This window comes from Eubacterium sp. BIOML-A2 (genome assembly GCF_009680135.1).
Taxonomy (GTDB): domain Bacteria; phylum Bacillota; class Clostridia; order Lachnospirales; family Lachnospiraceae; genus Faecalicatena; species Faecalicatena contortus_B.
Window position 1 is genome coordinate 23,039 of record NZ_WKZK01000020.1, and the last position, 26,170, is coordinate 49,208.

Annotated in this window: 25 protein-coding genes and 2 tRNA genes; 10 read left to right on the plus strand and 17 right to left on the minus strand. The window is 44.6% G+C overall.

Features of this window, described 5'->3' with window-relative positions:
* Positions 1-122 precede the first annotated feature (122 nt).
* From moaC to GKG43_RS09195, 4 genes are all read left to right on the plus strand, one after another.
* On the plus strand, positions 123-611 hold the full coding sequence (gene moaC / locus GKG43_RS09180) for a cyclic pyranopterin monophosphate synthase MoaC (protein WP_055154001.1): 489 nt from the start codon (positions 123-125) through the stop codon (positions 609-611).
* A gap of 1 nt (position 612) precedes the next feature.
* Positions 613-1,662 carry an ATP-binding cassette domain-containing protein gene (locus GKG43_RS09185; protein ID WP_055154003.1) on the plus strand — a complete coding sequence of 350 codons (1,050 nt, stop codon included), beginning with the start codon at positions 613-615 and terminating at the stop codon, positions 1,660-1,662.
* 166 nt (positions 1,663-1,828) lie between these two features.
* Positions 1,829-1,901: transfer RNA gene (locus tag GKG43_RS09190), tRNA-Ala, on the plus strand.
* A gap of 43 nt (positions 1,902-1,944) precedes the next feature.
* Positions 1,945-2,016, plus strand: a tRNA-Asn gene (locus GKG43_RS09195).
* A gap of 83 nt (positions 2,017-2,099) precedes the next feature.
* Here the strand turns inward: GKG43_RS09195 and GKG43_RS09200 are convergent.
* Genes GKG43_RS09200 through GKG43_RS09210 form a run of 3 tightly spaced genes read right to left on the minus strand, consistent with a single transcriptional unit; the run spans position 2,100 to position 6,511 of the window.
* Positions 2,100-4,103, minus strand: a complete 2,004-nt coding sequence (locus tag GKG43_RS09200; protein ID WP_055154005.1) for a hypothetical protein — start codon at positions 4,101-4,103, stop codon at positions 2,100-2,102.
* Positions 4,104-4,127: 24 nt separating this feature from the next.
* Complete coding sequence (locus tag GKG43_RS09205) at positions 4,128-6,200, minus strand: efflux RND transporter permease subunit (protein WP_055154007.1); 2,073 nt, start codon at positions 6,198-6,200, stop codon at positions 4,128-4,130.
* Entirely contained in the window at positions 6,197-6,511 is a 315-nt protein-coding gene (locus tag GKG43_RS09210; RefSeq protein WP_055154009.1) for a hypothetical protein, read from the minus strand. The genes GKG43_RS09205 and GKG43_RS09210 overlap by 4 nt, the downstream gene beginning before the upstream one ends.
* Before the next feature lie 202 nt (positions 6,512-6,713).
* Here GKG43_RS09210 and GKG43_RS09215 point away from each other — a divergent pair, with 202 nt between their 5' ends.
* Complete coding sequence (locus GKG43_RS09215) at positions 6,714-7,286, plus strand: TetR/AcrR family transcriptional regulator C-terminal domain-containing protein (RefSeq protein ID WP_055154011.1); 573 nt, start codon at positions 6,714-6,716, stop codon at positions 7,284-7,286.
* Positions 7,287-7,292: 6 nt separating this feature from the next.
* On the opposite strand, the gene GKG43_RS09220 is transcribed toward GKG43_RS09215, so the two are convergent.
* Entirely contained in the window at positions 7,293-7,886 is a 594-nt protein-coding gene (locus tag GKG43_RS09220) for a TetR/AcrR family transcriptional regulator C-terminal domain-containing protein (protein ID WP_055154013.1), read from the minus strand.
* Between the two features lie 279 nt (positions 7,887-8,165).
* Between GKG43_RS09220 and GKG43_RS09225 the strand changes: the two genes are divergently transcribed.
* From GKG43_RS09225 to GKG43_RS09235, 3 genes are all read left to right on the plus strand, one after another.
* The gene (locus tag GKG43_RS09225) at positions 8,166-9,155 is read left to right on the plus strand and encodes a 2-keto-3-deoxygluconate permease (protein ID WP_055154015.1); all 990 of its coding nucleotides are present in this window, start codon (positions 8,166-8,168) and stop codon (positions 9,153-9,155) included.
* A gap of 57 nt (positions 9,156-9,212) precedes the next feature.
* Entirely contained in the window at positions 9,213-10,193 is a 981-nt protein-coding gene (locus GKG43_RS09230) for an amidohydrolase family protein (protein WP_055154017.1), read from the plus strand.
* 370 nt (positions 10,194-10,563) lie between these two features.
* Positions 10,564-11,043, plus strand: coding sequence for a GNAT family N-acetyltransferase (locus GKG43_RS09235; RefSeq protein ID WP_050638984.1), 480 nt, complete (start codon positions 10,564-10,566; stop codon positions 11,041-11,043).
* 59 nt (positions 11,044-11,102) lie between these two features.
* Here GKG43_RS09235 and GKG43_RS09240 read toward each other — a convergent pair whose 3' ends face one another.
* The 5 genes from GKG43_RS09240 to GKG43_RS09260 all read right to left on the minus strand — a co-directional run bounded on the left by GKG43_RS09240 (position 11,103) and on the right by GKG43_RS09260 (position 16,106).
* Positions 11,103-11,720 (minus strand): class I SAM-dependent methyltransferase, encoded by a 618-nt coding sequence (locus GKG43_RS09240; protein WP_055154019.1) that lies wholly within the window; start codon positions 11,718-11,720, stop codon positions 11,103-11,105.
* A gap of 294 nt (positions 11,721-12,014) precedes the next feature.
* On the minus strand, positions 12,015-12,833 hold the full coding sequence (locus GKG43_RS09245; protein WP_050638986.1) for a CvpA family protein: 819 nt from the start codon (positions 12,831-12,833) through the stop codon (positions 12,015-12,017).
* 8 nt (positions 12,834-12,841) lie between these two features.
* Entirely contained in the window at positions 12,842-14,035 is a 1,194-nt protein-coding gene (locus GKG43_RS09250) for a DUF5711 family protein (protein WP_050638987.1), read from the minus strand.
* Positions 14,036-14,087: 52 nt separating this feature from the next.
* Complete coding sequence (locus GKG43_RS09255) at positions 14,088-15,245, minus strand: LysM peptidoglycan-binding domain-containing protein (protein ID WP_050638988.1); 1,158 nt, start codon at positions 15,243-15,245, stop codon at positions 14,088-14,090.
* A 69-nt stretch (positions 15,246-15,314) separates the two neighbouring features.
* A complete protein-coding gene (locus GKG43_RS09260) occupies positions 15,315-16,106 on the minus strand; it encodes a transposase (RefSeq protein ID WP_050638989.1) in 792 nt (263 codons plus the stop codon).
* Positions 16,107-16,421: 315 nt separating this feature from the next.
* Between GKG43_RS09260 and GKG43_RS09265 the strand changes: the two genes are divergently transcribed.
* The gene (locus GKG43_RS09265) at positions 16,422-16,934 is read left to right on the plus strand and encodes a hypothetical protein (protein WP_055154021.1); all 513 of its coding nucleotides are present in this window, start codon (positions 16,422-16,424) and stop codon (positions 16,932-16,934) included.
* A gap of 66 nt (positions 16,935-17,000) precedes the next feature.
* Here GKG43_RS09265 and GKG43_RS09270 read toward each other — a convergent pair whose 3' ends face one another.
* From GKG43_RS09270 to GKG43_RS09305, 8 genes are all read right to left on the minus strand, one after another.
* Positions 17,001-17,939, minus strand: coding sequence for a transketolase family protein (locus GKG43_RS09270; RefSeq protein WP_055154023.1), 939 nt, complete (start codon positions 17,937-17,939; stop codon positions 17,001-17,003).
* On the minus strand, positions 17,927-18,763 hold the full coding sequence (locus GKG43_RS09275; RefSeq protein WP_055154025.1) for a transketolase: 837 nt from the start codon (positions 18,761-18,763) through the stop codon (positions 17,927-17,929). The genes GKG43_RS09270 and GKG43_RS09275 overlap by 13 nt, the downstream gene beginning before the upstream one ends.
* 54 nt (positions 18,764-18,817) lie before the next feature.
* Positions 18,818-19,471 (minus strand): fructose-6-phosphate aldolase, encoded by a 654-nt coding sequence (fsa, locus tag GKG43_RS09280; RefSeq protein ID WP_055154028.1) that lies wholly within the window; start codon positions 19,469-19,471, stop codon positions 18,818-18,820.
* A gap of 264 nt (positions 19,472-19,735) precedes the next feature.
* Positions 19,736-20,836, minus strand: a complete 1,101-nt coding sequence (locus GKG43_RS09285) for a LacI family DNA-binding transcriptional regulator (protein WP_050638994.1) — start codon at positions 20,834-20,836, stop codon at positions 19,736-19,738.
* Positions 20,837-20,868: 32 nt separating this feature from the next.
* Positions 20,869-21,465, minus strand: coding sequence for a recombination mediator RecR (recR, locus tag GKG43_RS09290; RefSeq protein ID WP_055154030.1), 597 nt, complete (start codon positions 21,463-21,465; stop codon positions 20,869-20,871).
* Positions 21,466-21,571: 106 nt separating this feature from the next.
* Positions 21,572-21,925 (minus strand): YbaB/EbfC family nucleoid-associated protein, encoded by a 354-nt coding sequence (locus tag GKG43_RS09295; protein WP_050638996.1) that lies wholly within the window; start codon positions 21,923-21,925, stop codon positions 21,572-21,574.
* 2 nt (positions 21,926-21,927) lie between these two features.
* Positions 21,928-23,505, minus strand: a complete 1,578-nt coding sequence (gene dnaX, locus GKG43_RS09300; RefSeq protein ID WP_050638997.1) for a DNA polymerase III subunit gamma/tau — start codon at positions 23,503-23,505, stop codon at positions 21,928-21,930.
* A gap of 61 nt (positions 23,506-23,566) precedes the next feature.
* Positions 23,567-24,652: an ATP-dependent 6-phosphofructokinase gene (locus GKG43_RS09305; RefSeq protein ID WP_050638998.1), complete on the minus strand. Its 1,086-nt coding sequence runs from the start codon at positions 24,650-24,652 to the stop codon at positions 23,567-23,569.
* A 378-nt stretch (positions 24,653-25,030) separates the two neighbouring features.
* Between GKG43_RS09305 and GKG43_RS09310 the strand changes: the two genes are divergently transcribed.
* Positions 25,031-26,170 (plus strand): glucose-1-phosphate adenylyltransferase, encoded by a 1,140-nt coding sequence (locus GKG43_RS09310; RefSeq protein WP_129879031.1) that lies wholly within the window; start codon positions 25,031-25,033, stop codon positions 26,168-26,170.

The following is a 26,170-nucleotide window of genomic DNA, read 5'->3' on the forward strand; positions in this document are numbered from 1 at the left end:
CTGTAGACAGTAATACCGTCTGGACATTTTAAATAGAGTAAGGTATGATTTAACAAAGAAAAGCCGCACGGCTGATATAAGGGGCGGCAGGGCAGAATAAGGCGGGAAAGAAGGCGCAATATATGGGAGAGTTTACACATTTTGACACCCAGGGCAATGCCATCATGGTAAATGTCAGCAAAAAGCAGGATACTGAACGTGAGGCAGCTGCAAGCGGAATGATATGGATGTCCAGGGAATGCTACGAACTGGTAAAAACCGGAGATATTAAAAAGGGAGATGTCCTGGGAGTGGCCCGGATTGCTGGCATTATGGGCGCTAAAAGAACCTCCGAACTGATTCCTCTGTGCCATATGTTAAATCTGACAAATGCAGAGCTTCAGTTTGCATATCACGACCAGTGCTGTGCAATAGAGGCCATATGCACTGTGAAGACGGTTGGCAAGACCGGCGTGGAGATGGAGGCACTGACCGGGGTAAACGTCGCACTGCTCACCATTTATGACATGTGTAAGGCAGTTGATAAGGGCATGGAACTGGGCGAGATACGTTTACTGAGGAAAACTGGAGGAAAAAGCGGGCTTTGGGAAACGGACAGGGGAGAGCACTGACATGGCTGTTGAAATGACCTTTAAAAAGAAACTGGGAAGTTTCACACTGGACATGCACCTGAAAAGCAGCAACCGCCGCATCGGTATCTTGGGCGCCTCGGGGTGCGGAAAAAGCATGACGCTGAAAAGTATAGCCGGAATTGTCACGCCGGATGAAGGCAGAATTATCGTAGATCAAAAAGTAGTCTTTGACTCTGAAAAAAAAGTAAACTGGAAGCCCCAGAAAAGAAATGTGGGATACCTGTTTCAAAATTATGCCCTTTTTCCAAACATGACTGTAAAGGCTAACATTGCCGCCGGGTTAAAAGGGACGAAGGCTGAGCAGGACAAAAGAGTTGAGGAAATGCTCGGGAAGTTCCAGCTGAGCGGTCTGGGCAAGCGGCTGCCGGGGGAGCTGTCCGGCGGCCAGCAGCAGAGAGCCGCTCTGGCAAGAATCATGGCATACGAGCCGGATATGATCCTGCTGGATGAACCATTTTCCGCACTGGATGTGTTTTTAAAAGACAGGCTCCAGCAGGAAATGATCGAAATCCTGGCTGATTATGAGGGCACCGTTATTTTGGTATCCCACAGCAGGGATGAGATCTACCGGTTCAGCGAGGAGCTCCTGATTATGGACGACGGACAGGTCATTTGCTGCGGCAGGACAAAAGAAATATTTGCAAATCCACAGTGGAAAGAAGCAGCCAGGCTCACGGGCTGTAAAAATATCACGCAGGTCACCCACCTGGGGACAAACACCCTAATGGCGCCTGACTGGGGAGTAGCACTGGATTTACATCTGAAAATCCCCGGGGATATTCGGTATCTTGGAGTCCGTGCTCACGATTTTATTCCGCGGTGGGGCGCTGCGGCCAAAAACTGCATTCCCGTAAAGGTGAACAGCATGGCGGAACTGCAGTTCGAACGAAAATATTTTCTGAAAGGCGCTGAAGATGGCGCGGAGGAAATATGCTGGTTTGTACAGAGAAATGACTGGGGCATGCTGGACGAAAAGGGAATTCCTGATTATCTTCAGATCCCGGAGGATAAGATACTGCTGCTAAAATAAGAATGACTGCCGTTTGTTTTATGAAGACTAACGGCAGCCCTACTTCTATATTTAAAATTAAATTGAGAATTTTATGTATAAAATCAAGGAAATATCACAAAATATATTGACAGCTCCCATGGAATATGGTATTTTATAAAAGTTGTTGGGAACAATAACATTTCATGGGGGATTAGCTCAGTTGGGAGAGCGCCTGCCTTGCAAGCAGGAGGTCACGAGTTCGACTCTCGTATTCTCCACTATCACCCAGTGCAAAGGCACTGGGAGACAATCAAATCATAATCCTCGATAGCTCAGTGGTAGAGCATTCGGCTGTTAACCGAAGGGTCGTTGGTTCAAGCCCAACTCGGGGAGCTGTGAAAATCCTGTAAATTATTTTACAGGATTTTTTTATATCCCAGAGTGTGTTTCCGCGTGATGTTGACGCGGTTTGTTCTTTATTTCCCAAATAGATGAAGTAATTTCTGCCAGAAATTCAACTTTGTAGTTGTAGTATCTTCTGCTATAACTGCCTCTTCTTTTTCAATCGCTGATGTTTTGATCACAAATTGAACCGATTTCACATTCTTATTCTTATCAGACACAAATGAAACCGTCTCTGTTTCATCCCCGGAAATAGAAGCAATCATTTCCTCTATACTCTCCTCCACCTGAGTGTCCATATCTGATGTCTTCTCATAAAATTCACTGGTTCCATCATTTAAATCTGCTGCACCATCACCCAGAGAAATCATACCATCATATAAATCTGATGTCCCCTGCTTCAAGGTTCCTGTTCCTTCCAATAGTTCTTTGCTGCCGGCGGCTAACGTGCTGACACCATCCACAAGTTCTGAATAACCCGCTGCAATGGCTGCCGTACCATTCGTATATTCCGTGATACCAGAATCGAATGCTGCATAATTGGTAACCAACTGCTCAATTCCGTTTTTCAAGGAACTCATATTCACGGCCAGACCAGATAATGTATTCGCAAGTGCCACAATTGCAGCGTCATATGTCTCATATTTGTCCTTTAAATCCAACAGACCGCTGACAAGTGAATCCACACCAGATGAGACGGTATTCAGATAGGTTTCTGTACCTCCGATGGCTGCATTATTCCCGTTTAATAATCCGGCTATTTCAGAGAGGCTTGTAATCTGTGCTTCTAATTGTGCCGCCTGCGCTGCCAGCGTTTCATCCTCAGCATATTGTGGATATGCCGTTTGAATATCATTTAAAAGTGCCTGCAGCCCTGCCATCTGTTCGGAGAGGGTGGTAATTGCAGCACTGTTTCCATATTTTAAATCATCAATATTGAGCCCGTTCTGATTCATGGCGCCTCTATAGGCTTCGTAGGACAGATTTGTCTGTAAGGTAACCGCACCATCATACAGGTCACTGATTCCCTGACTGATAGCTGATGAGCTGTCCGTTAACTGTTTTAACTGTTCTGTTGAGACAGACACATCTGCAAGACTGGATTGCATTGTGGCAAGCGCCTCTTTAATCTGTGTTGAACCACTGGTCAGCGTAGAAGACTTGGCGTTTAATGTATCTAATCCCTCCTGCATAGTACGGGCGCCCTGACTTAAGGAACTGATTCCACTGTTTAATGTACTTGTAGCGTCATAGAGTAAGTCTGCACCACTGCTGAGATTTCCTCCTGCATCATTTAATTTTGCAGTTCCATCCGAAAGGGTTGCTGCACCATCGTTCAGCTTTGCAGATGCATCCATGATCTCTGTTACTTTGCCCATCAGCTCTGCATCATCAATTTCGATATTCAGATTCAGTTTTATTCCATTGATTGCAATGGCATCCATTTCAAAATCTGCCACCTCAGCGGTTATAACTGCATCCAGTCCTTTTCCCGGAAGAATGGTATAACTGATCTGTTTGTCTGCACCTGCATTTGCCAGGGTAGCTCCATCTGCCGTGATATTCTTACAACGCTTTGTATCAAGAGTTAATGCTGCCTGCAGCGCATAGTTGTTAAAAAAATCATTGCTGCATTTTGTATTTTCTGTAATCTGTATCTGAATCTTTAATGCACCCGACTGACCCGCAAGCTCCTCTGCTGACCGTACTTTTCCATCCAGTATATAGGTAATGGAGATATTCCATGGAATTTGTGCATCATTCATCGTACCCTGATAGTACACTTTATCTTTATTCGTGGAGAATGTGATGGTATCTCCATTCTGTGTGATCGTATCGGCTGCAGTCAACATCTTTACCGAACTATAATTTCCATAATCCATGATATCGCCTTTTCCAAATATATTGACCACATCTACTGTATCCGCCTTTCCATTGGCATCTGTCATAATATATACGACTTCTTCTTTCTGACCATTTGATGGTGTTGATGCATAAACGCTTGTGCCTGTCATTGCCATATTACCTATCATGACGGATGCAGCAAGCACTCCTGCAATTATTCTTTTTTTATTCATGATCTGATACCTCCCATATCTCAGTTATTTTTTTACTCTTTCGATACGTTTTTGTGTTTTTGCACCCCCATGTTTCACAAATGTCCTGTCAAAGATATAAAGTAAACCTGGAAGAACAAACAATACAACCACTAACGAACACAAGGTTCCTTTTCCCAGGAAGTAACCAAGCTGTGACAATAATCCATGAGTTGAAATAATCCCAAGCAGAAAGCCAACGACTGTCAGGACACTTCCTGATGTCAGTATGGATACAGTTACTGCTGAAATTGTATTTATAACTGCTTCTTTTTTCCGCATTGTCTCTCTGTATTCCTTATACCGGTCTGTAAAGAGAATTGCATAATCGACTGTAGCACCCAGCTGAATGGAACTGATAATTAGGTAAGCGATATAGAAAATCGTTGAATCTGCAAAATATGGAATGGAAAGGTTGATCCAGATTGCAGTCTCAATACTTAATACCAGAATTACTGGCAGTGCAGCCGAATGGAACGACAGTAATAGTACTAGGAATACCGCGCCGATTGCAACAAGATTTACCTTTACCATGTCCGCGGTAATCGTATCCATCAGGTCATAGGTAGAAACGCCTTCTCCTGCCAAATACCATTCTCCGGGATCATACTTCTCTGCCATATCTCTCACCTTCTCCACGAGTGAAAAGGTCTCTGCGCCTTCATAATCCGCATCCACAGAAATTACCATGCGGGCGTAGTTATCTGAGCAAAGTTTTTCATAAACAGAACGTTCCAGATAGCTTTCCGGAATCTCCATCCCAACGGTATCCACATAGGAAATGATGCCGCTTACCTGCGGAATGTCATGCAATGCATCTGACAAGTCTTTCTGAGCAGCCTTGCCTTCCTTAGGAACTAACAGCACATAGGTATCACTTTTTCCAAAGATATCTTCTATTGCCTCTGTATCTGCTCCTAACTGGGTGCCCGGTCCAAATATCTCAGACGCCCCATAGTAAAAACTGTTTGAATTAGAAGCCAGATATGCGGGTACCAGCACGATAAAGAACAGGATAACCATTGGTATCATCACTTTCTGCACCAATTTTCCGAACTTATTAAAAGATGGAAAAAGCGGCTTGTGTTCAAATCTGTCAATCCACTTATATGTTGCAAGGATCAGAACCGGCATGAATACAAATACGGTAAGCAGGCTGATTGCAATCCCTTTTGCAAGTGCTCTTCTAAGATCCGGCCCAATCTGAAACTTCATGAGGCATAATGCCAGAAATCCAATAACAGTTGTCAGACCACTGGAAAGTATGGAAGATGTTGACATGCACAGTGCTTCAATCATGGCTTCCTTTGTATTGCAGGTCTTCTTTCTGCATTCTGTAAAACGGTGCAGCAAAAACACAGAATAATCAAGCGAAACCGCGAGCTGTAAGATGTTTCCGGCCGCATTGGTTACAAATGAGATTTCTCCAAAAATGAGATTTGACCCTGCATTGATCATAATCGCAAGCCCCAGGCCAATCATAACAATTATAGGTTCCATCCATGATGTTGTTGTGACTGCCAGTACAAGCAAAACAAAAAGTACCGCTATTGCTGCTATTTTTGATATTTCTTTCACCGTACTCTGTGTTGCTGCGGCAGTGGAGACTGCACTGCCTGTCATGGCATTATCCTCTCCGATCAGGTCACGGATTGCATTGACTGCATCCATTCTTTTTTCACTGTCAATGGTAACGGAAAACAGTGCATTCCCATCTTTATAATAGTTCTTCACCATATCTGTATCCATGGTTTCTAATGGTTCTTCCATAGACGCAGCATCATCTAGCCAAGTGACCGCAGTTACACCATCTACTGCCTCGATTTCCGCCTTATATTCCAGGGCCTCCGGCACTGTCGTATTCTTTACCATGACTCTGGCATTGGGAATGCCGCCTCCAAATTCTGTATCCATGAGATCAAGTGCAACCGTGGATGGGCTGTTCTCCGGCAGATAATCATTCATATCATAATCTACAGATACCATTTGTTTGCACAATGCACAGATGATGAAGAGAACTGCAAATGTTGTAATAATAATTGAGGGATGATTTACAACCCATTGATAAAACTTCTTCATACTTTGTTTTCTCCTTTCCCGTCCGACAGATTTCCTGTCAGCTGGTAATCGGCTTCACCATGCACAAGCTTCATATGGATTGCGCCATCTTTCATGGTGCCTGTTCCTTTGAATGGAATGCACCGGATCGGAGATGCAAGATTTCCATTCAGACGAATAGTTCCGTTCTTCGATAGAACCCCTTCTACTTTTTCAACTGAACCAAGTAATTCCAATTCTCCTGCAATGATTCCATTGTTTATTTGCAGCCGCATTTTGCCGTGCCGAATTCCAAGCGGAACTTTTACTTGAACCGTATAGGTCATTTCCATACAATTTCACCTCCGATTGAGCTAATTATAGGAAAATAGCGGTTGTCATTCCACGGTCAAACCAGCCTTATCTGTGTAAATACGGACAAATGGCACTCATTTGACGGTCAAATCATAATGCAGAACCCTTGCTATTTTGATGGTCAGTTGTATAATAAATATATGATTTTTTTATGGATATCTGTGAAAGGAGATTCGAAAAATGACGCACGAAGAAACTTCGTTACGAACAAAAAAGGCTATATGTGACGCCTTAAAAGAATTAATGAGGCATAAGACATTTTCTAAGATCACGATCAGCGAATTAATTCGTGAATGTAACATTAACCGCAAGACATTCTATTATCATTTTGAAGATATTTATGGATTATTGAAGTGGATGCTGGAACAAGAAGCGATTGAAGTAGTAAAAAAATTTGATCTTCTTATTGATTATCAGGATGCCTTTCTTTTTGTAATTAATTATGTTGAAGAAAATTCATATTTTCTGAACTGTATCTACGACTCTGTCGGAAGGGATGAATTAAAACGTTTTTTCTATCAGGATTTTATTGGTATTATCGAAACAATTATTAGAACTACTGAAACAAAAATGGAAACCACCATTTCTGATGATTTCCGGATTTTTTTATGCGATCTTTATGCCGAAGGTATTGCTGGTATGCTGATTAACTTATTCCGGCATCCAGAAAAATATGATAAAGAACGTTTAATTGAATATTTTAGTATTGTGGTGCACAATTCTGTTCCATCCGTAATTAAAGCATATAAATAGCAGACTTTATTCATTCAGTATCCCCAGCATCGGTATAATTCCGGTAAAAGTCAGATTGACCATTTTTTCGGTCATATATTCTGCACTATACTTAAAATTACTTTTTATATAAAACTTTAGAAGCCCATAGTGCGCACCGATAATATAATTCGTCAAAACATCCAGCGGAATGATATCCTCGAATTTATGGGCAATGGGGCGCAGCATCGTAGTATACCAGTCGATTCCCTGCTCCAGAATTAATGCATCAAATTCTAAAGAACCGTTCGGACCTAATAGTAAAGAAAATAGTTCACCATGATCCCGAACATGACAGAACCAGTTGTAGTAGCATTCGTATGCCTCGCCTTTTTTCATCAGCTTATTTGGATTTTCAAAGGAGTCTGAAACCGCTTTTGTTAATCCCTGCGCAACTTCTGTCATCGTCTGTTCCAAAAAAATATTAATATCTTCATAGTGGCTGTAAAATGTGGAGCGGTTAATCTGGGCTTTCGCACATATATCTGTAATTGTAATGCAATGAATACTCTTCTCTTTTAACAACTCGATTAATGCATTTTGAATTAGTGCTTTGGTCTTTTTTTTCCTCAAATCTGCCATAGAAATCTCCCTTCCACTTCTCTGCTTTTCTTTCTCATCAACCTTACCAGCTCTATAAATTATAGCATAATACCTTATCTTTTATAATAATCAATTTCGCTTACTTTGTGGGTTTTCTTCCGGTTACTCACCACAAAAAAGAGGGGTGACGGTTAACCAACAAAACTTATTTTTTTAATGGTCGAAATCTGTGTTTTTAACTGTTAATATTAAGAAAAAGCAAAGGCCGATGCAATAGATGTTAACCATGTTTAGTTATTGAAAGGAGAGAAAAATACAGTGATAGATATTTATGGAATTTTTAAGAAGATACCAGGTGGATCATTGCTTTTCCCGATGTTTACTGTGGCATTAATTAATACCATCTTTCCCGACTTACTGACCTCTTTCGGAGGAATGACAACCGCAATGTATAAAACAGGTACATTGACCGTTGCGGGGATCATCTTGTTTGCTACCGGTGCAGGTATTAATGTTAAGACTTTAGGAACTGTTCTCAAAAGATGCGGTGCTCTCACGATAGCCAAATTTGCAATTGCTTTTGGATTCGGCACTCTCTTCGTAAAAATGTTTGGTGTTGACGGTATCTGGGGAATCAGTGCAGTTGCATTTGTTACGGTTATCTGCAGTACAAACCCCGGAGTATTCATGGGATTAGCAGCAGACTATGGCGAGCCTGCGGATTTAGGAAACTTTGCAGTAATGAATCTGGCTTCCATGCCTTGTTTCCCTATCATGATTTTAGCAACAGCAACGGGCGGAGCTTTTGATATTATGAGTGTAATCACCATATTAGTTCCTTTCTTTTTAGGAATGCTGCTTGGAAATATTGACCCGAATTTTGCTAAAATGATGAAGCCTGCCACCCCGATCCTGATTCCATTTATGGGAGCCTGCTTCGGCTCGTCAATCAACCTTGTCAGTGCTTTAAAAGCAGGTTTATCAGGTGTTCTCTTAGCCGTTGTATTCCTGATTATCAACGTTGTAATTATGCTTTTTGTAGACAAAGTTATCAATCGTCGTCCGGGTTACTGTGGTACAGCCTGGTGCAGCGTAGCCGGTATCGCAATGACAGTACCCGCAATGCTGGCTGCCGACCCGACTTATGAGGCATATATCGGCACAGCAGGTTCACAGATTGCATTGGCCATTGTTATTACGGGCCTTGTAAGTCCATTTATTACAAAATGGGTTGTGGGGATGTGGGGATCACCAAAAGTTCCATCCAATAAAGAGAAAGCAGTTGTTAGTAAAGCAGCCGCTAATTAAACTTAATGCAGCATTAATATCAATAAAAAAATATTATATTAAAAAGGAGAATGATTTATGAAGATTATCGCAGCAGAAGAACATTTTGTTATGCCGCCAAAGCCTGGTGCACCTGCACCGAAAGGATTACCGCCGCTGGAACAGGGCACGATGCTCGGAGCCCCCTGGTTAACCAATCCAGCGTGTGCAACAGATCTTGACGATGTGCGTATTGGAATTATGGATCAGGATGACGTGACAATGCAGGTACTATCCACTCCATTCGGCCAGGTTTGGACAGCTGAAGTAGCTGTGCAGAACTGTAAGGAAGCCAATGATTTTCTGGCAGCGGCTATAAAACGCCACCCGGATCGTTTTGCAGGCTTTGCGGCAATTCCAACGGCAGTTCCGGAGGCGTGCGCCCCTGAGCTGGAACGTGCAGTGAAAGAATTAGGATTTGTCGGCTGCCTGATCGGGAACCGTGTAAACGGAACGAAATTCCTTGATGATCCTGAATTTGAAGATCTTCTCGCAGCCTGCGAGAAACTTGATGTACCTATTTACCTCCATCCAGGAGCTCCGCCGGCAGAGATCACAGCGCTGTGCTATTCCGGATTTAATGACGAAATGGTCTCTGCATACTCCCGCTATGGTATGGGATGGCATACAGATGTAGGCCTTCATATGCTGCATATGGTTATGTCAGGTGTATTTGACCGTCACCCGGATCTTCAGATGATCCTTGGTCACTGGGGAGAATTACTGCCTTATTACGTTGATCGTTTTGATACCGCTATGCCGAAAGAATTTGCAGGACTTAAGCATGACCCAAGCTATTATCTGCGCAATAACATGTATGTTACATCCAGTGGTATTCAGTCACCGGAATGCTTCGAGTTCTGTGTAAAAGTCCTTGGTGCTGACCGCATTATATACTCTGCAGATTATCCGTTTGCTTCTGTTGAAGGAGCTGATAAGCTCTTCAATTGTCCGAGTATCAGCGAAGAGGACCGGGAAAAATTTGCGCATGGCAATGCAGAACGTCTGTTCAAACTCTAAAAGACCATTATGTTTTTGCTGGTAGTGAAAAGACGTACTGTATGTTAAAATCATTAGAATCCCCGAGCTATTCCAGCCCGGGGATTTTTATATACCCTGCCTATATTCGATTTCCTATGCTCCATCCCTTATGTATCGCATCGCCTATTATCTGTTTTTCCATACATCCTGGCTCTATGTATTAGATGTTCCCATATTATGTTTTACATAGATACGTTTTAGTTTCTATATGTTTATCCAACTTTCTTTTCTTTTTTATTATAATCATGCTATACTGGATTTAATGGAGAAATAGATATGTTAAGATAAATAATTGTATAGATTATCCCACTAAACAGATGCAATGAATTCACTAATCAGGAGGATGGATATGAATTACCAGATACGTGAAATAACTGATTCAGAATACCCTTTATTAGATACTTTTTTGTACGAAGCAATCTTTATTCCGGATGGAACAGAAGCGCCGCCAAGATCCGTTACAGCATCGCCTGATCTCCAGGTTTATGTCTCTGGCTTCGGCACACAGGAGGCTGATAAATGCCTGATGGCAGAAGCCGGCGGTAGAATCGTGGGGGCAGTCTGGGTACGTATTATGAACGACTATGGGCATATAGATGATGAAACTCCGTCATTAGCCGTCTCTGTTTATAAAGAGTACCGGGGTATTGGAATCGGAACCGCTCTGATGAAAAGCATGTGTTCTCTACTAAAAGAAAATAATTACAGACAGGTTTCCCTGTCTGTTCAGAAGGCCAATTATGCCGCAAAAATGTATCTTGATCTAGGTTTTCAGGTTGTACGTGAGAATCAGGAGGAATATATTATGGTAAAATATCTGGAGTGTTGACCGCACACTCCGGATCCCCCCTATTCCCCAACAGAGGCCGCAGATACGTCCGCGATAACCTATCTGCTGTTTTTCTCTCCAACTGCACAGAGCCAGCCCTTATCATTTGTATCTATTTTGATGTTTGCAAATCCAGCCTGCTGCAATAAAATCTGAATCTGCTCAGAATTATATACCGTCATCCCTTCAATGATTTCCGCCCATTGTTCCCCTTCTTCATCTTCACCGTTGGACTCATTACAGATCATAAAAATTCCACTCTCTTTTAGAACCCTATATACCTGTGCAAAGGCTTTGGAAAGGTCAGGCCAGTAATATATCGTCTCAAATGCGGTTACCACATGAAACGATGCGTCCGTAAACGGAAGGTCCATCACGTCTCCATGCAGTATTTCACATCGTCCGGATCTAACTGCCTCTTCATTCATCTTCCTGGACTCTTCTACACTGACTTCCGAGTAATCAATCCCTTTTGCTTTGCCATAAACGCTTTTTTCAAGCAGCGTTTTTATATTTACCCCGCCGCCGCAGCCAATATCTAAAGCTGCGTCACCTTCGTGTATTGTAATATGGCTGAAGCCCCACTCTGCCATAGCGATGTGGCGGCTGTTCATCTGATGAATCATCTTTTTCCCGTCTAATCCTTCGGGCTTACATGCATTTTGATAAAATCCCATCTTATTTCTCCCAATAATTTATTATGCTCTAAGTTGTATCATAATCAGCAAAATATTTGAAACAGGCTGACACTTTGTAACAATTCAGGCTTGGCTGAACTGTTACGACAATTTTCATTATATCCATTTTTTTCAAGTTTGTAAATGAATCTTCTTATATATTTTATATCAGATATAGTAACCTTAGCTGTTACAATTCAGTTCCAATAAAAGGGCGCCATAAAACAACTGGTTCCCCAGTTATTTTACAGCACCCCATATATTAAAACACCAAAAAACTTTGTTGCATCTATATTAAAACTTCAGTAATTTCTGAAGCAGGATATTTTTATCATACAAGAACGTCAGTATTGCACTGTCCTCGATCAGGTCAAAACACATTTTACCGACTGCCGTCGTATATACGAGAGTCAGGATAAGGAACGCAATCCACACAATCAGGAGCGCCACAAAAATTCCTGCCAGTGCACCCGCAAAACGGTTGAGCAGGCCCACGACCGGAAGTTCTCCGATGATATCCACAGCGGCCATCAATGCCCTTACGATGATGATGGCAAGCAGGAATGTCACCAGAAATGATACTATTTTTATAACCATTCTGGATATATAGGAGGCCACGTATTCCGGAAAGCTGGATACATTGAGCTCGCTGTATATCTCTGAGTTATTATTTTCCAGAATGATGTTTTTCATAAAGGATGGCAGCGCCGAATTCTCGATCTGCTTTATCTGTGCGTCTTTTGGAATCTCCCCCACTACCTTAAGGACATCCTCTGCAGTAATCCCCAGCCGTTCCCAGTCCAGCTCTTTCAGGTTCGCCAGATCGTCTCCGCTCAGCCCGGCAAGGGGGGTACCGCTTAAATCCACTTTTGACAGTTCATCTGCCGAGATCTCAGGCATGAATGCCTCAGTGCATTTTGTTTCTATCATTTCAGAAATCGGTGTATATTTGGTCAGTGCGTGTGCTACGTAAGGGTTCAGTACAATCATAAGTACGATTGTAAGCACAACGGATAACAAAGAAAGCGCTATTCTGAAAAAGCCTCTCAGATATCCCACTGCCATGCAGATTATAAATATAACGCCGACCATGATTAATAACCAGTTATTCATATCTTCTCCTATTTCACCAGATAAACGATTCTCAGTTCATCGGCGCTCATCACCAGGTATCTGTTTATTCCCCTCGCAGGGATGACTTCCAATGCATTGGTCTGCAGGTCGCCTTTGAACCGCATGATTCCGTTCTTTGTAATAATACAGCACTTGGTTCCCTCAAACATGATGATCTCATCCTCATGCATTCTGACGTTGCTGTACTCTCCGGTAAATGCTTTGTTCATGACCTGTTTGCCTGACTTATTATACAGGCGGGCCTCGTAGCCCGACTTATTCTTATTCAATAGCACAAAGCCTATGTATTTGTCTGTATGAAATACACTTTTTATTTCCTGATTAATCTCCACTTCCTTTTTCTTCTGCGGCGTTTCCTTTCCCTCATATATGATAAAGGAACTGTCACTGACCGCAACAGATGTGGTATCGTCCATAAAATATACCTCCGGGATGATACTCCCGTCGTACTCCTCCATGCTCACTTCATAATCGGTCCTGGATTTGCCTTCCTCGCCGAAATTGTAGTAGGCAACTCTGGACTTCACAGTTCCGTCCTTCGTTGACAAGTAGGAAACGGCTAGTGTCATGCCGTCCCGTGACAGGTCCAGAGCAAGCGGATACCCCGTGCTGTTCAATGTGGCCTGATGTTCTACGAGAATATTTCCCGTGGCATCGTATGATACAATCATTGGGGCGCCTTCATTTTTCAGGATTGCACTTACAATTCCCTGGCTGGATACCGACATTTTTTCAATTGGGAGCGTCGTCTCCATCTCGCCTTTCAGGCCCGTTTCCGTGAATACCAATATGGCGTTGCCTCCACTGTCTGCCACGGCAAATGTTTCTTCATTGACATCGATCACCGGATTCTTCATCTGGCATGGCTGAATCCACTGCTCTTCATTCTTTCTGTTCAAATATACGATACCATCCCGGCTGTAACGCACGATTCCGTCGCCGAACTGGGCATACCGGTTGGTGTCCGAGGTTTCTTCTTCGTATGATGCAGCCGTACGTACACTGGTGTAGGACCGGTTTTTTACCAGCAGGTACGATCCGCTTACGATCATGATGATCAGCAGAGCGGCTATGCTCCATCGCTTTACCGCATCTTTTCTGTGCCGCTTTGCCGACTGTTTTATTTTCTCCAAATCCACCGGGCCGGCCAGTTTCAAATATGGATTTTTCTTTTGCGTCATGTCTGTCCCCTTAATGCATTCTTTCGTCTTACCAAAAGATTATAACATCATTTTATGGTAATAGCAATTTCTGCCCGACGTAAATCAGATTTCCATCCGTCAGACCGTTCATTTTGCAGATCGCATCCACATGGGTGACATCTCCATATGTTTTCCGGCTTATTATTGCCAGTGTATCGCCCTGTTCCACGATATATACGCCATCGCTGCCGTTGACACCCGCGTCTGTTTTCGCCGCATCGGCATCCTGACCGCCTTCGTCAGTATCCTGCGGCTGATCCGAATCGGCGGGAGCCTGTCCTTCATCGTCTTTCTGCCCGGTATCCTCCTGAGCATCCTTTTGCCCGGCCTCCTGCTGCAGTGGTTCACCCGACGGTTCATTGGTAACTGCTGTTACATTCCCACTGGTCTCCTTCGCCTCCACAGGCTGCTTGTCCGAAGACGTGGTACTCGTGAGATTGTTCAAAGCGGTCTGCACCGATTTCATTTTGTCAAAATTGTTGATCGTGGTGACACCCATGATAATGACGATCAGCACCAGGCACGCACTGACAGCGTACATCAGGTGGTTGCTTCTTTTCTGCTGCTGTTGTTCCTCGCGGGTTCTAACCAGACTGCGAAAGTCCTTTGCAGCTCTATCCTCAACAGTTTCCGAGGGACACACCCCATTCTTCTTTCTAGTCGAGATCATATAGTTCTGCATACATGGATTTTTTTCATAATATGTATAGTGTCCGCCTATTTCCATCAGATCATTGAACTTCAGTGCAAAGTACACCTCGTCCTTCTCCACAGGATCTTTCATGATAAACACCGTGTTTTTCTTCGGGAACGATTTTCTGTGGAGCTTCACCGTACTGTGTTCCGGCGTCAGCGGTACCCCCTGATGCGCAACAAACCAGCCCAGCATCTCTCCGTCTTCAAAATATTGTTTGCAGTCTTCGTAGGCTGTTTTCCATGTATCCTCGTCTATTACATAATCGCTGCCCGATAATTTTAAATCGTGCATTTGGATCGCTCCATATATGTATACATACTCCTCATCATCTGTTTTCTGGATATCTCCTACCAGGAATGCACCGATCGGTCCCTCCCCCGCTTTTTCGCACAACTGGGCGAAAAATGTATCTACATAATCTTCTACATAAATCTTCGGGCTGTCACTGACATTCCCGATTTGACGCACATTTTTAGGAATTTGTCTCTCCATTACACTCACCTCTGAATAAAATTTTTCATAAGCATAGCATAACGAAAAGGCTGAATTTATCGCTTGGTGTCAGGTGCGTTCGACAAAAATACTGTGAAGGGGTCTGACCCCTTTGCACTCCGTTTTCAGAATATTCTCAATTTTCCGCTCTGAAAGTCCTGTATCCAGCATGCATGTTTCAAGGAATTCCCGCCTTATCTTCCTGACTGTTAATACAATCTGAATATCTTCAATTTGTTTTTCGAACATGTATTTCTGAACTAAAATTCTAACTCGTTCATAGTTATGAATCCTCTCATCTTCAACGGTGTCGAGAAATGATTTTTCTTCAAACAGGCGATGGAATCCCCAGAAGTCCTCCGGGTTGGGAAATCGGGTTCTTAACATGTTGTATGAGCCCTCATCTATGAGCTCTGCAGTTCCCGCGCGATATTCCGCTGCACTACTGAATTCATAGTCAAAAGGGTGTGCTGCCAGGTTAATTTTGACCGGATTATTGTGGATATAACGCAGGCAGCACCAGTAATATTCTTCTGTTTCTACGCAGTCACTGTAATAACGTCCCTGGAATACGTGTCCAGTTCTGTCGTATTTGGCATTATAGTACTCAGCATATGTCGAATTGATGCGCTGCATGAACCTGGGCAGGATGTCATACCTGGCTTTCATCATGATATGTATGTGATTAGACATAACGCAGTAGGCATATATTTCAGTTAAATAGTCTGCCTGCCTTTTTTTCAAAATATTCATAAATGCTATTTTGTCACTGTTCTTTTCAAATATTTTTTCTTTGTTGTTGCCGCGGGCTATAATATGGTAGACTTCTGTTCTGCTCTCTCTTCTGTTCTTTCTCGGCATATAACTCCTCCTCTGTCTTTGCCTGAAACAATTGTCTAAAGTAAATTTTTAAAAATGCTTACTGTGAATTGTTGTTCCGAAATGGAATTGAAAATAATGGGAATGGCTTTCGCCGCTGATGATCGGATATTCTCCCGAACGGTTTATTTTTTTTGCATTAAAGAATAGAATCAGATTAATAATAGAATATCATATTTTTCTTAAATTTTCTATGAAAAATTGAAACTGAATATATGAAGTGTTATTATGGATATAAATTTGGATATAAATTATAGATAATGTTTACACATAAATAAATACTTAGAGGTGTCTGTCATGAGATTTAAAAATAAATTATTGCATAACCTCCGCCGTGAGGCTTCCTATAAGAAGGAAGACCTGCGCCGGGACTGGGGGGATGAATTTTATGAATGCATTAAGGATATTGCTGAGCATCCCGTTGTATTACGTATGAAGCTGTATCCTCACCATGGCCATACCAGCTGCTATCAGCACTGCCTTCATGTCGCTTATTACAACTATGTCTGGTGCAGATTTTTTCAGCTTGATGCGCGGTCGGCCGCCCGTGGAGGTATGCTTCACGACTTGTTTCTATATGATTGGCATACACATGCCGCCCGGACCGGAGATCACTTTCACGGAATGACACATCCAAAATGTGCTTTTAAGCATGCGAAAAAGTTTTTTGAGCTTAACCACAAGGAGGAAGATATTATCCTGAGCCACATGTGGCCGGTAACGCTTTTTCGTGTTCCCCGGACAAAAGAGGGGTGGATCACTACCTTTACAGATAAGTACTGCGGGACTCTGGAGACAAGCCAGCGGTAGTTCAAAATTCAAAGGGGTCATACCCTCCTGCGGAGAGGGTATGACCCCTTTCATATTCTTTAGGACCTAAAGGAAACTTTTTACTTTCTTATATATACTTTCAGCATCGAGTCCATATTTCTTAACCAGTTCTACTGCCGGCCCTGACTCTCCAAAAGTGTCATAAATGCCGATCTTCATAACTTTTGTGGGCGCCTTCTCTGAGAGTACATCACACACAGCACTGCCCAGTCCCCCAATTACGGAATGTTCCTCAACTGTAACGACTTTGCCGGTTTCCTGCGCAGCTACAACTACCAAATCCTCGTCTAAAGGTTTAATGGTATGAATGTTAATCACTTTTGCATCGACTCCATCTGCCGACAGCATTTCCGCTGCTTCCAGGCAGTTTGCTACAGGAAGGCCCGTTGCGATAATTGTGAGGTCTTTTCCCTCACGAAGCACAACCCCTTTTCCGATCTCAAATTTATAGTCCGGATTATCGTTGATCACCGGCACGGCCAGTCTTCCGAAACGCATGTATACCGGCCCAACGTGTTCATATGCTGCCTTCACGGCTGCCTTTGCTTCTATATCGTCGGACGGATTAATCACAACCATACCCGGTATCGTCCTCATCAGGGCAATATCTTCGTTGCACTGGTGCGTCGCACCGTCTTCTCCTACGGAAATCCCTGCATGTGTAGCGCCGATCTTTACATTCAGCTTCGGATATCCGATGGAATTGCGCACCTGCTCGAAAGCACGCCCTGCCGCAAACATGGCAAATGAGCTGGCAAACGGCACTTTCCCGGCTGCTGCCAGCCCCGCTGCAACTCCCATCATATTGCTCTCGGCAATGCCACAGTCGATATGCCTTTCAGGAAATGCCTTTTTGAATACACCTGTCTTTGTCGCTGCTGCAAGGTCTGCATCCAGTACTACCACATCTTCATGTTCTTTTCCAAGTTCAGTCAAAGCATTGCCATAACTTTCTCTTGTTGCAATCTTCTTTACTTCTGACATAATGCTTCACCCACTTTCTCTAAATCTTTCATGGCAACCTCATACTGCTCGTCATTAGGAGCCGTTCCATGCCAGGAAGCCTGATTTTCCATAAAGGAAACGCCCTTTCCTTTTACCGTCTTCGCGATGATTGCAGTCGGCTGCCCTTTTACAGTTCTCGCTTCTTTAAATGCAGCATCAATCTGATCGAAATCATTTCCATCAATGTTAATTACATGGAAATTAAAAGCCTCAAACTTTTTATCGATCGGGTATGGTGAGTTAACTTCATCAATTGCTCCGTCAATCTGCAAGTTATTATTGTCCACGATTACAACCAGATTGTCCAGCTTTCTGTGTGCTGCAAGCATAGAAGCCTCCCATACCTGTCCTTCCTGGATCTCGCCGTCACCGACAAGGGTATATACCCTGTAATCATCTCCTGAAAGCTTGGCTGTGATTGCCATACCTACTGCTGCCGAGATTCCCTGTCCCAAAGAACCGGATGACATATCAACACCCGGAATGTGCTTCATATCCGGATGTCCCTGAAGATAAGAGCCGGTGTGGCGCAGTGTCTTCAGATCTTCAACCGGAAAATATCCTCTGTTAGCCAGTGCGGAATATAATCCGGGAGCCGTATGCCCTTTAGACAATACAAAACGGTCACGATCCGCCTTCTTAGGATCCTTCGGATCAATATTCATTTCTTCAAAATACAGATATGTGAAAATATCGGCTGCGGATAAAGAACCGCCTGGATGGCCTGATTTTGCACTGTGGACTGCTGTTACAACGCCCTTGCGGACCTCATTTGCAGTCTTCATCAATTCTAACTTATTCATTGAAATTCCTCCTGCTTCATAAGGGGTCTGACCCCTTTGCCCCTGTTTGTTAAATTATTCACCAAATACTGCTCTGTAATCTGCCTGGAACTTTGCGATTCCTGCGTCTGTCAATGGGTGATGTGTCATCTGCTCGATCACGCTGTATGGAACGGTTGCAATATCTGCTCCTGCAAGTGCACAGTCTGTTACATGGATCGGATTACGCACGCTTGCTGCGATGATCTCTGATTTGATGCCTGCAACTTCAAATATCTGTGCGATCTCTGCTATCAGATCTGTTCCACGTACCGAAATATCATCCAGGCGTCCCAGGAACGGAGATACGTATGTGGCTCCGGCTCTCGCCGCAAGAAGAGCCTGATTTGCGGAGAAGATTAATGTTACATTTGTCTTAATCCCTTCAGAAGAAAGGACTTTACATGCCTTCAGGCCTTCTACTGTCATCGGAATCTTAACGACCATGTTCTTGTGAATCTTCGCAATCTCTCTGCCTTCTGCAATCATGCCTTCTGCATCTGTTGTGGTAGCCTTAACTTCGCCGCTGATCGGTCCGTCTACGATCGAGGCGATTTCTGCGATTACTTCCTCAAAAACTCGTCCTTCTTTTGCGATCAGTGAAGGGTTCGTTGTTACTCCGCAGATAACGCCCATATCGTTAGCTTTCTTAATATCCTCTACTTTTGCTGTGTCGATAAAAAATTTCATGATTTGTTCCTCCTTGAACGAAAATCCCTTAGTTTCTATATTATAATTATAAGCGCTCGTATAGGGCGGGTCAATAGCCCGAAAATTATTAATAATTTCATTCTATTAATATAATCAAAATATTAATTATCTTCAAGTGGTTATTGTTCCTCTATAATACCCCTGTAAAATTCATACACGCCTTTTACAGTTGTTTATAAGGCGAACTTTTATGAACACGATTGTTTTTTAATTGAATTATTAATAATAATTTTTTCCACCGCATTAATTTTTCTTTTTTCTGCTTCGGGGATATGAGGTCGTCCCTCTTGTAACGATCCGGGGTTCATACTCTACATGATAAATGCTGACAGGTTCCATCTCGGAATACTGCTTGTCCCGCGTCTTTATTTTCTTCATAATAATATCACAGGCATCCCGGCCTTTATAAATTACAAAGTGCTCTATCGTCGTTAGGGATATGTTATGCATTCTTGCAAACAGTGTATTGTCACAGCCCATTACGGACATATCGCCGGGTACTCTGTACTTTTCATCATATAGAGCATCCAGGATGCCGAAGGCAATCATGTCGTTCAGCCCTACAATGGCCGTCAGATTATGATATTCCGCCAGCAGCTCCTTAGTCAGGTCATACCCGATTCTGTACTCAGAATCAATTCCCGGAATATCCTTATCAATCTGCTCATTGGCAGCCTTGATAATCACGTTTTCCCCCAGGCCCGCATCTTTAAATTCTTTAAGAAATCCTTCCACCCGCTTTGAGCGCTGCTTCTGCCTTACTGTTAAAGGCGGCGCTATATATGCCACATGCCTGTGCCCCAGTTCCAACAGGTGCCGGGCCATAATTCTGCCGAGCTTGGAATTGTCAAGCTCTACGGCGTCCACATCCAGCTTTTCATTTTGATTATTAATGATGGCAAATGGAATCCGCTCCGACATTTCCTCCACAATGGGCATAAAACATCTGCTTGGGTTGCAGGTATAGATCACGCCCTGTGGGTTCAGCGACGGCATCATTTTCAAATAACGCTCTTCCAGCTCAAGGTTCCTCTGTGTATTGCAGACAAACAGCCCGAATCCCTGCTCTGTCGCGCGGGATTCGATTCCCTGCAGCAGCATCACATAATAGGGGTTTGTCAGATTAGGACAGAGCACAACCAGCAGCTTTTCCCGCTTATTTTCCTTTTTCCGTTTTCTCTTAGGCAGTTCATATCCCAGCTCCCGGGCCGCTTCCTCGACCTTGTGCACCACGTCCTTTGAAAAGGAAACGTTATACTTCTTATTAAGGACCATGGAGACGGTGGATTGTGATACCCCCGCTTTGCGCGCCACATCTGAAGATGTCACCTTTTTCTTATACATCATCCCACTTCCTTCGTACCTGATTCATCTGCTTACAGTTCAGTTCTGCCTTCCAAAGCCCGAAGGAGGGTCACTTCATCTATATACTCCAGATCGCCGCCCACCGGAACACCACTGGCGATCCTGCTGACCTTAATCCCTGTAGGCTTAATCAGCTTGCTGATATACATAGCCGTCGTCTCCCCCTCGAGACTGGAGTTGGTGGCTATAATCACCTCATCGACATCCCCCTGCAGACGCTCCATAAGCTCCTTAAGCCGGATATCTCCCGGCCCGATACCAAGCATGGGGGATATTGCTCCATGAAGGACATGATAAACGCCGTTGTATTTTCCTGTCTTCTCATAGGCCGCCAGATCCCGGGGCGTCTCCACCACCATAATTGTCTTCTGATCCCGATCCGGGTTATTGCAGATCGGACAGAGTTCCCGGTCCGTCAGCGTGCAGCACTGTGCGCAGTACCGCACATTATTGCGCGCATCAACTAGCGATTTAGCCAGATTATCCACCTGTTCCTTTGGCATATTAATAATATGAAAAGCCAGGCGCTGCGCAGACTTAGTCCCGATCCCGGGCAGGCGGGAAAACTCTTCGATTAGCCGGCTGATTTGGTTACTGTAATAATCCATTTCGTATCACTCCTGTTTCTTTGTTACATCCTTAACAAAGTAGTCCAAAAGGGTCAGACCCTTCTGCAAAGGGGTCTGACCCTTTTGAGCACCATTGTCAGAATATTTAGAACATTCCCGGCATTCCGCCGCCAAGTCCTCCCGTCAGCTTGCTCATTGCTGAATTGGACTCTTCATCCACTTTTCTCAGGGCTTCGTTGGTTGCCGCTACGATCAGATCCTGAAGCATCTCGATGTCTTCCGGATCCACTACTTCTTCCTCCAGTTTCACGCGCAGTACCTCACGCTTACCGTTCATCGTTACCTCTACTGCGCCGCCACCGGCTGTTGCCGTGTATTCTTTTGTCTCAAGCTCTTTTGCCTGCTCCTCCATCTGGCGCTGCATCTTCTGCGCCTGCTTCATTAAGTTTGCCATATTGCCAGGCATTCCGCCGCCTGGAAATCCACCTCTTTTTGCCATGACTAATCCTCCACTATGATTTCCATATTAATTTTCTTTTCGATGTCTACAAATGTATCCTCAAAGTGCCGCCCTTCTTCTACATGACGGACCTCCACTTCCACTTTCTTTCCGATCCGGTTCTCAATCAGCTCTTCCAGCTCCTTACGGTGCCCTTCTGTGCCAACCACCTCTGCCTCCAGTGTTCCCGGCATCACAATCATCAGCCGGTTGTCTCCCCCCAGGCTCAGCCTGGCCTTCTTGAGAAAGGTGCGGAGCATTCCGGAGGCCTCATCTGCAATAGGTCTGAAGTTCTTCACAACTTCCTGGATATCTTCAGGAATTGCGTTGGGCAGCTCCGGTTCTGCCTGCTTTTCAGGCCGGCCAGCCGTACCGCCGTCGCCGCTGACATAAACAACCTTTTCCGTAACTGCGCCTGCTGGAATTCCCTTCTCCAACTTTTCTTCCACAGCGCGGATGCGGTCCAGCAACGTATCCTGCTCCACTTCCATGGCTGGTGTACACAGCTTAATCAGCGCAACTTCCAGCATAACCCTCTTCTGCGTTGCATATTTGAGCTGCCCGGACAGCTCGGAAAAAATACGGATATAGCGGAGCAGCATATCGGGCTCAATCATCTGAGCCTCCTCCTTCAGCTGCAGCATATTCTCCGTAGATACATCAATCACATCCTCTATATTATCAGATGTTTTCACCAGAAGCAAGTTCCTGAGATACCATGTGAAATCTGAAGAAAGCTGGGTCAGTTCCCGCCCCTGCATCACAAGGTCTTCCACCGTGTCCAATACCCTTGGTATATCCCGCTTTATGATATTGCGCAGCAGCTGGCTGAACACATCCGTGTCCACTGCCCCCAGTACTTCCAGCACATTGTCATAGGTCAGTTTCTGCCCCAGATAGAATGCAATACACTGGTCCAGGAGGCTCAGCGCGTCACGCATGGAACCGTCCGCAGCTTTGGCCACATACCGGATCGCCTTATCTTCCACATCCACCTGCTCTGTCACCATCAGCTCCTGGAGTCTGGCCGATATCGTCTCGATGCTGATCCTCTTAAAGTCATAATGCTGGCACCTCGAAAGGATCGTAATGGGTATCTTATGCACCTCTGTCGTTGCCAGTATAAAGATGACATACTCCGGCGGCTCCTCCAGCGTCTTCAAGAGCGCATTAAAAGCGCCTATGGAAAGCATATGCACCTCGTCTATGATGTAGACCTTATACCGGCCCTCCGTGGGGCGGTAGGCCACCTCCTCCCGGATCTCCCGGATGTTATCCACACCATTGTTGGAAGCAGCGTCAATCTCAATCACATTCATCGACGTTCCCGCCGCTATTGATCGGCACATCGCGCATTCCCCGCAGGGACTGCCATCCACCGGGTTCTCGCAGTTAACTGCTTTGGCAAATATCTTCGCCACCGTAGTCTTCCCGGTTCCCCGGGTTCCGCAGAACAAATAGGCATGGCCGATCCGGTTTGCCTTAATCTGGTTCTGCAATGTTGTAATAATATGGTCCTGTCCCTTTACATCCTCAAATGAGGTGGGACGGAACTTTCTGTAAAGCGCCGTATACGACATGAATCACACCTCTGTCTAATCTTATTTATCCCGCAGCTTACCAGTTACCCCGGTTCACCAGTTACCGGAACACTTCATCCCCGAAACTGATCCCCGTCATCTTCGCCTCTTTAATCAGGCTGCAATTCGGATCCACTGTCTTAAGCTTCCCTGCCACATCCTGAAGCGGCACCTTAGTCGTCTCTCCATTTTTCATGGCGATCATATAGCCAAACTCTTCTTTCAGAATCAGTTCTGCTGCCGCGGCACCCACTCTTGTGGAAAATACACGGTCGTACGCGCATGGAGAACCACCCCTCTGGGTATGTCCCGGAACCGTAATGCGCACTTCTTTATCTGTCTTCTGCTGAATCTGCTCGGCCAGTTCATAGGCAATAGACGGGTACTTTCTCTTAGCCAGCTTTTCCTTATAATCCTTCTTTTTCAGCTGAGCATCCTTCTTAGAAATCGCTCCCTCGGCAACCGCCAGTATGGTAAATGGCTTGCCCGCCGCAGAACGCTTCTGAATCACATCAGCAATGACGTCAATATCATAAGGAATCTCCGGAAGCAGAATAATATCCGCGCCCCCCGCAACCCCCGCATGCAGTGTTACATGACCCACCTTATGTCCCATTACTTCTATAATAAATACACGGCTGTGTGAGGTAGCCGTTGTGTGGATTCTGTCAATTGTATCTGTAGCAATATCCACTGCGCTCTGGAATCCGAAGGTCATATCCGTTCCCCAGAGATCATTGTCAATCGTCTTGGGAAGGGTGATCACGTTCAGCCCCTCTTCCCTCAGCATATTGGCCGTCTTATGCGTACCATTGCCGCCCAATATCACAAGACAGTCCAGGCTCAGCTTATGGTATGTATGCTTCATAGCCGCAACCTTATCCAACCCGTTCTCATCCGGTACCCGCATCAGCTTAAACGGCTGTCTGGATGTCCCCAGGATCGTACCGCCCCGGGTCAGAATTCCCGAAAAGTCTTTGGAAGTCAGCATCTCAAAATTTGCATAGATTAAACCTTTATAGCCATCTTTAAATCCATATATCTCTACATCATCACGTTTGGAACATACGCCCTTCACCACACCGCGCATTGCGGCATTCAATGCCTGGCAGTCTCCGCCGCTCGTCAGCATACCAATCCTCAACATAATCGATTCCTCCTTATTTAAGCTTCTGCCGCTTCCGCTGCAGATCTTATAAACTACAATCAGCTCCACCGTAAGGTGAAGCTGCTCTTACTCTTATGATTATACCCCATTTTGGATACCGTAACAAGAAAATATTCATTTCACGGGTTCGATTCGACTCGTCCAAATGCACACTGGCTGTACAAAAATTCAGCCCCGGACCTAAGAAGTCCCTGGAGACTGGATGCTATCCCTTCATTATGCGCTCCATTCGCCGACAAACCTAAATTATCTCCAACAAAAAATGTCTATATTTATCTCATTTTTGCACAAAGGGATTGTAAAATCTTCCAAAAAATTGTACAATATGAACAAGTAATACGAAAGAGAGGACACACTATGAAACAGAATAATATGTTAGCGATGATTTTAGCCGGAGGCCGGGGTTCACGCCTGCACGAACTGACCAATAAGGTGGCAAAACCGGCAGTTTCATATGGCGGCAAATACCGCATTGTCGATTTTCCTTTGAGCAACTGTGCCAACAGCGGGATTGATGTCGTAGGGGTGTTGACACAGTACGAATCCATTTTATTAAACAGCTATGTTGCTGCCGGCCGCCGCTGGGGGCTGGATGCCCAGGACAGTGGAGTATATGTCCTTCCGCCGCGTGAAAAAGCAGATGCCAATCTGGACGTCTACCGCGGAACCGCAGATGCAATTTCCCAGAATATTGATTTTATCGACAGCTTCTCACCGGAATATGTCCTTATACTGTCAGGCGATCACATATACAAAATGAATTATGCCAAGATGCTGTCCTATCACAAGGAACACCAGGCAGACGCAACAATCGCGGTAATCGAGGTACCGATGAAAGAGGCCAGCCGTTTTGGGATCATGAATACGGACGAAAGCGGCCGTATTGTAGAGTTTGAGGAAAAACCGCCGCAGCCCAAGAGTAACCTGGCTTCCATGGGCATTTACATATTCAACTGGAAGCTGCTGCGCAGAATGCTTCTTGCAGACATAAAGAATCCGGATTCCAGCCATGACTTTGGAAAGGATATCATCCCAACGCTTCTGAACGACAGGAAAGAGCTGTTCGCATATAAATACAAGGGTTACTGGAAAGATGTGGGAACCATTGATTCTTTGTGGGAAGCCAATATGGATCTCCTGGACAAGAATAATGAGCTGGATCTCAATGATTCCACCTGGAAGATTTACACGGAAGACGGATATACCCTTCCTCATTATGTCGGGCCGGACGCCGATATCAACCGCGCTTTCATCACACAGGGCTGCAAGATCAACGGCGAGGTAAAGAATTCCGTCCTGTTCACAGGCGCCACGGTCAGAACCGGGGCAAAGGTCATAGACAGCGTGCTTATGCCGGGCGTTGATGTTGAGGAGGGCGCATGCATTACGAGGGCGCTCATCGCCGACGGCGTTAAGGTCGGTAAGAATGCTGTTGTAGGCAGCGCAGGAAGCGAGCATATCGAACTCGTTTCTAAAAATGTAAAGGGGGAAGAATAA

Excerpts from the sequence above, each read along its gene's own strand:
- GKG43_RS09235 (WP_050638984.1), top strand. The coding sequence starts at position 10,564 with ATGAATTACCAGATACGTGAAATAACTGATTCAGAATACCCTTTATTA.
- fsa (WP_055154028.1), bottom strand. The coding sequence starts at position 19,471 with ATGAAATTTTTTATCGACACAGCAAAAGTAGAGGATATTAAGAAAGCT.
- GKG43_RS09275 (WP_055154025.1), bottom strand. The coding sequence starts at position 18,763 with ATGAATAAGTTAGAATTGATGAAGACTGCAAATGAGGTCCGCAAGGGC.
- recR (WP_055154030.1), bottom strand. The coding sequence starts at position 21,465 with ATGGATTATTACAGTAACCAAATCAGCCGGCTAATCGAAGAGTTTTCC.
- moaC (WP_055154001.1), top strand. The coding sequence starts at position 123 with ATGGGAGAGTTTACACATTTTGACACCCAGGGCAATGCCATCATGGTA.
- GKG43_RS09230 (WP_055154017.1), top strand. The coding sequence starts at position 9,213 with ATGAAGATTATCGCAGCAGAAGAACATTTTGTTATGCCGCCAAAGCCT.
- GKG43_RS09215 (WP_055154011.1), top strand. The coding sequence starts at position 6,714 with ATGACGCACGAAGAAACTTCGTTACGAACAAAAAAGGCTATATGTGAC.
- GKG43_RS09250 (WP_050638987.1), bottom strand. The coding sequence starts at position 14,035 with ATGACGCAAAAGAAAAATCCATATTTGAAACTGGCCGGCCCGGTGGAT.
- GKG43_RS09285 (WP_050638994.1), bottom strand. The coding sequence starts at position 20,836 with ATGTATAAGAAAAAGGTGACATCTTCAGATGTGGCGCGCAAAGCGGGG.
- GKG43_RS09240 (WP_055154019.1), bottom strand. The coding sequence starts at position 11,720 with ATGGGATTTTATCAAAATGCATGTAAGCCCGAAGGATTAGACGGGAAA.
- GKG43_RS09245 (WP_050638986.1), bottom strand. The coding sequence starts at position 12,833 with ATGAATAACTGGTTATTAATCATGGTCGGCGTTATATTTATAATCTGC.
- GKG43_RS09270 (WP_055154023.1), bottom strand. The coding sequence starts at position 17,939 with ATGTCAGAAGTAAAGAAGATTGCAACAAGAGAAAGTTATGGCAATGCT.
- GKG43_RS09185 (WP_055154003.1), top strand. The coding sequence starts at position 613 with ATGGCTGTTGAAATGACCTTTAAAAAGAAACTGGGAAGTTTCACACTG.
- GKG43_RS09265 (WP_055154021.1), top strand. The coding sequence starts at position 16,422 with ATGAGATTTAAAAATAAATTATTGCATAACCTCCGCCGTGAGGCTTCC.
- GKG43_RS09310 (WP_129879031.1), top strand. The coding sequence starts at position 25,031 with ATGAAACAGAATAATATGTTAGCGATGATTTTAGCCGGAGGCCGGGGT.
- GKG43_RS09200 (WP_055154005.1), bottom strand. The coding sequence starts at position 4,103 with ATGAATAAAAAAAGAATAATTGCAGGAGTGCTTGCTGCATCCGTCATG.
- GKG43_RS09210 (WP_055154009.1), bottom strand. The coding sequence starts at position 6,511 with ATGGAAATGACCTATACGGTTCAAGTAAAAGTTCCGCTTGGAATTCGG.
- GKG43_RS09295 (WP_050638996.1), bottom strand. The coding sequence starts at position 21,925 with ATGGCAAAAAGAGGTGGATTTCCAGGCGGCGGAATGCCTGGCAATATG.
- GKG43_RS09220 (WP_055154013.1), bottom strand. The coding sequence starts at position 7,886 with ATGGCAGATTTGAGGAAAAAAAAGACCAAAGCACTAATTCAAAATGCA.
- GKG43_RS09205 (WP_055154007.1), bottom strand. The coding sequence starts at position 6,200 with ATGAAGAAGTTTTATCAATGGGTTGTAAATCATCCCTCAATTATTATT.
- GKG43_RS09305 (WP_050638998.1), bottom strand. The coding sequence starts at position 24,652 with ATGTTGAGGATTGGTATGCTGACGAGCGGCGGAGACTGCCAGGCATTG.
- GKG43_RS09260 (WP_050638989.1), bottom strand. The coding sequence starts at position 16,106 with ATGCCGAGAAAGAACAGAAGAGAGAGCAGAACAGAAGTCTACCATATT.
- GKG43_RS09255 (WP_050638988.1), bottom strand. The coding sequence starts at position 15,245 with ATGGAGAGACAAATTCCTAAAAATGTGCGTCAAATCGGGAATGTCAGT.
- dnaX (WP_050638997.1), bottom strand. The coding sequence starts at position 23,505 with ATGTCGTATACGGCGCTTTACAGAAAGTTCCGTCCCACCTCATTTGAG.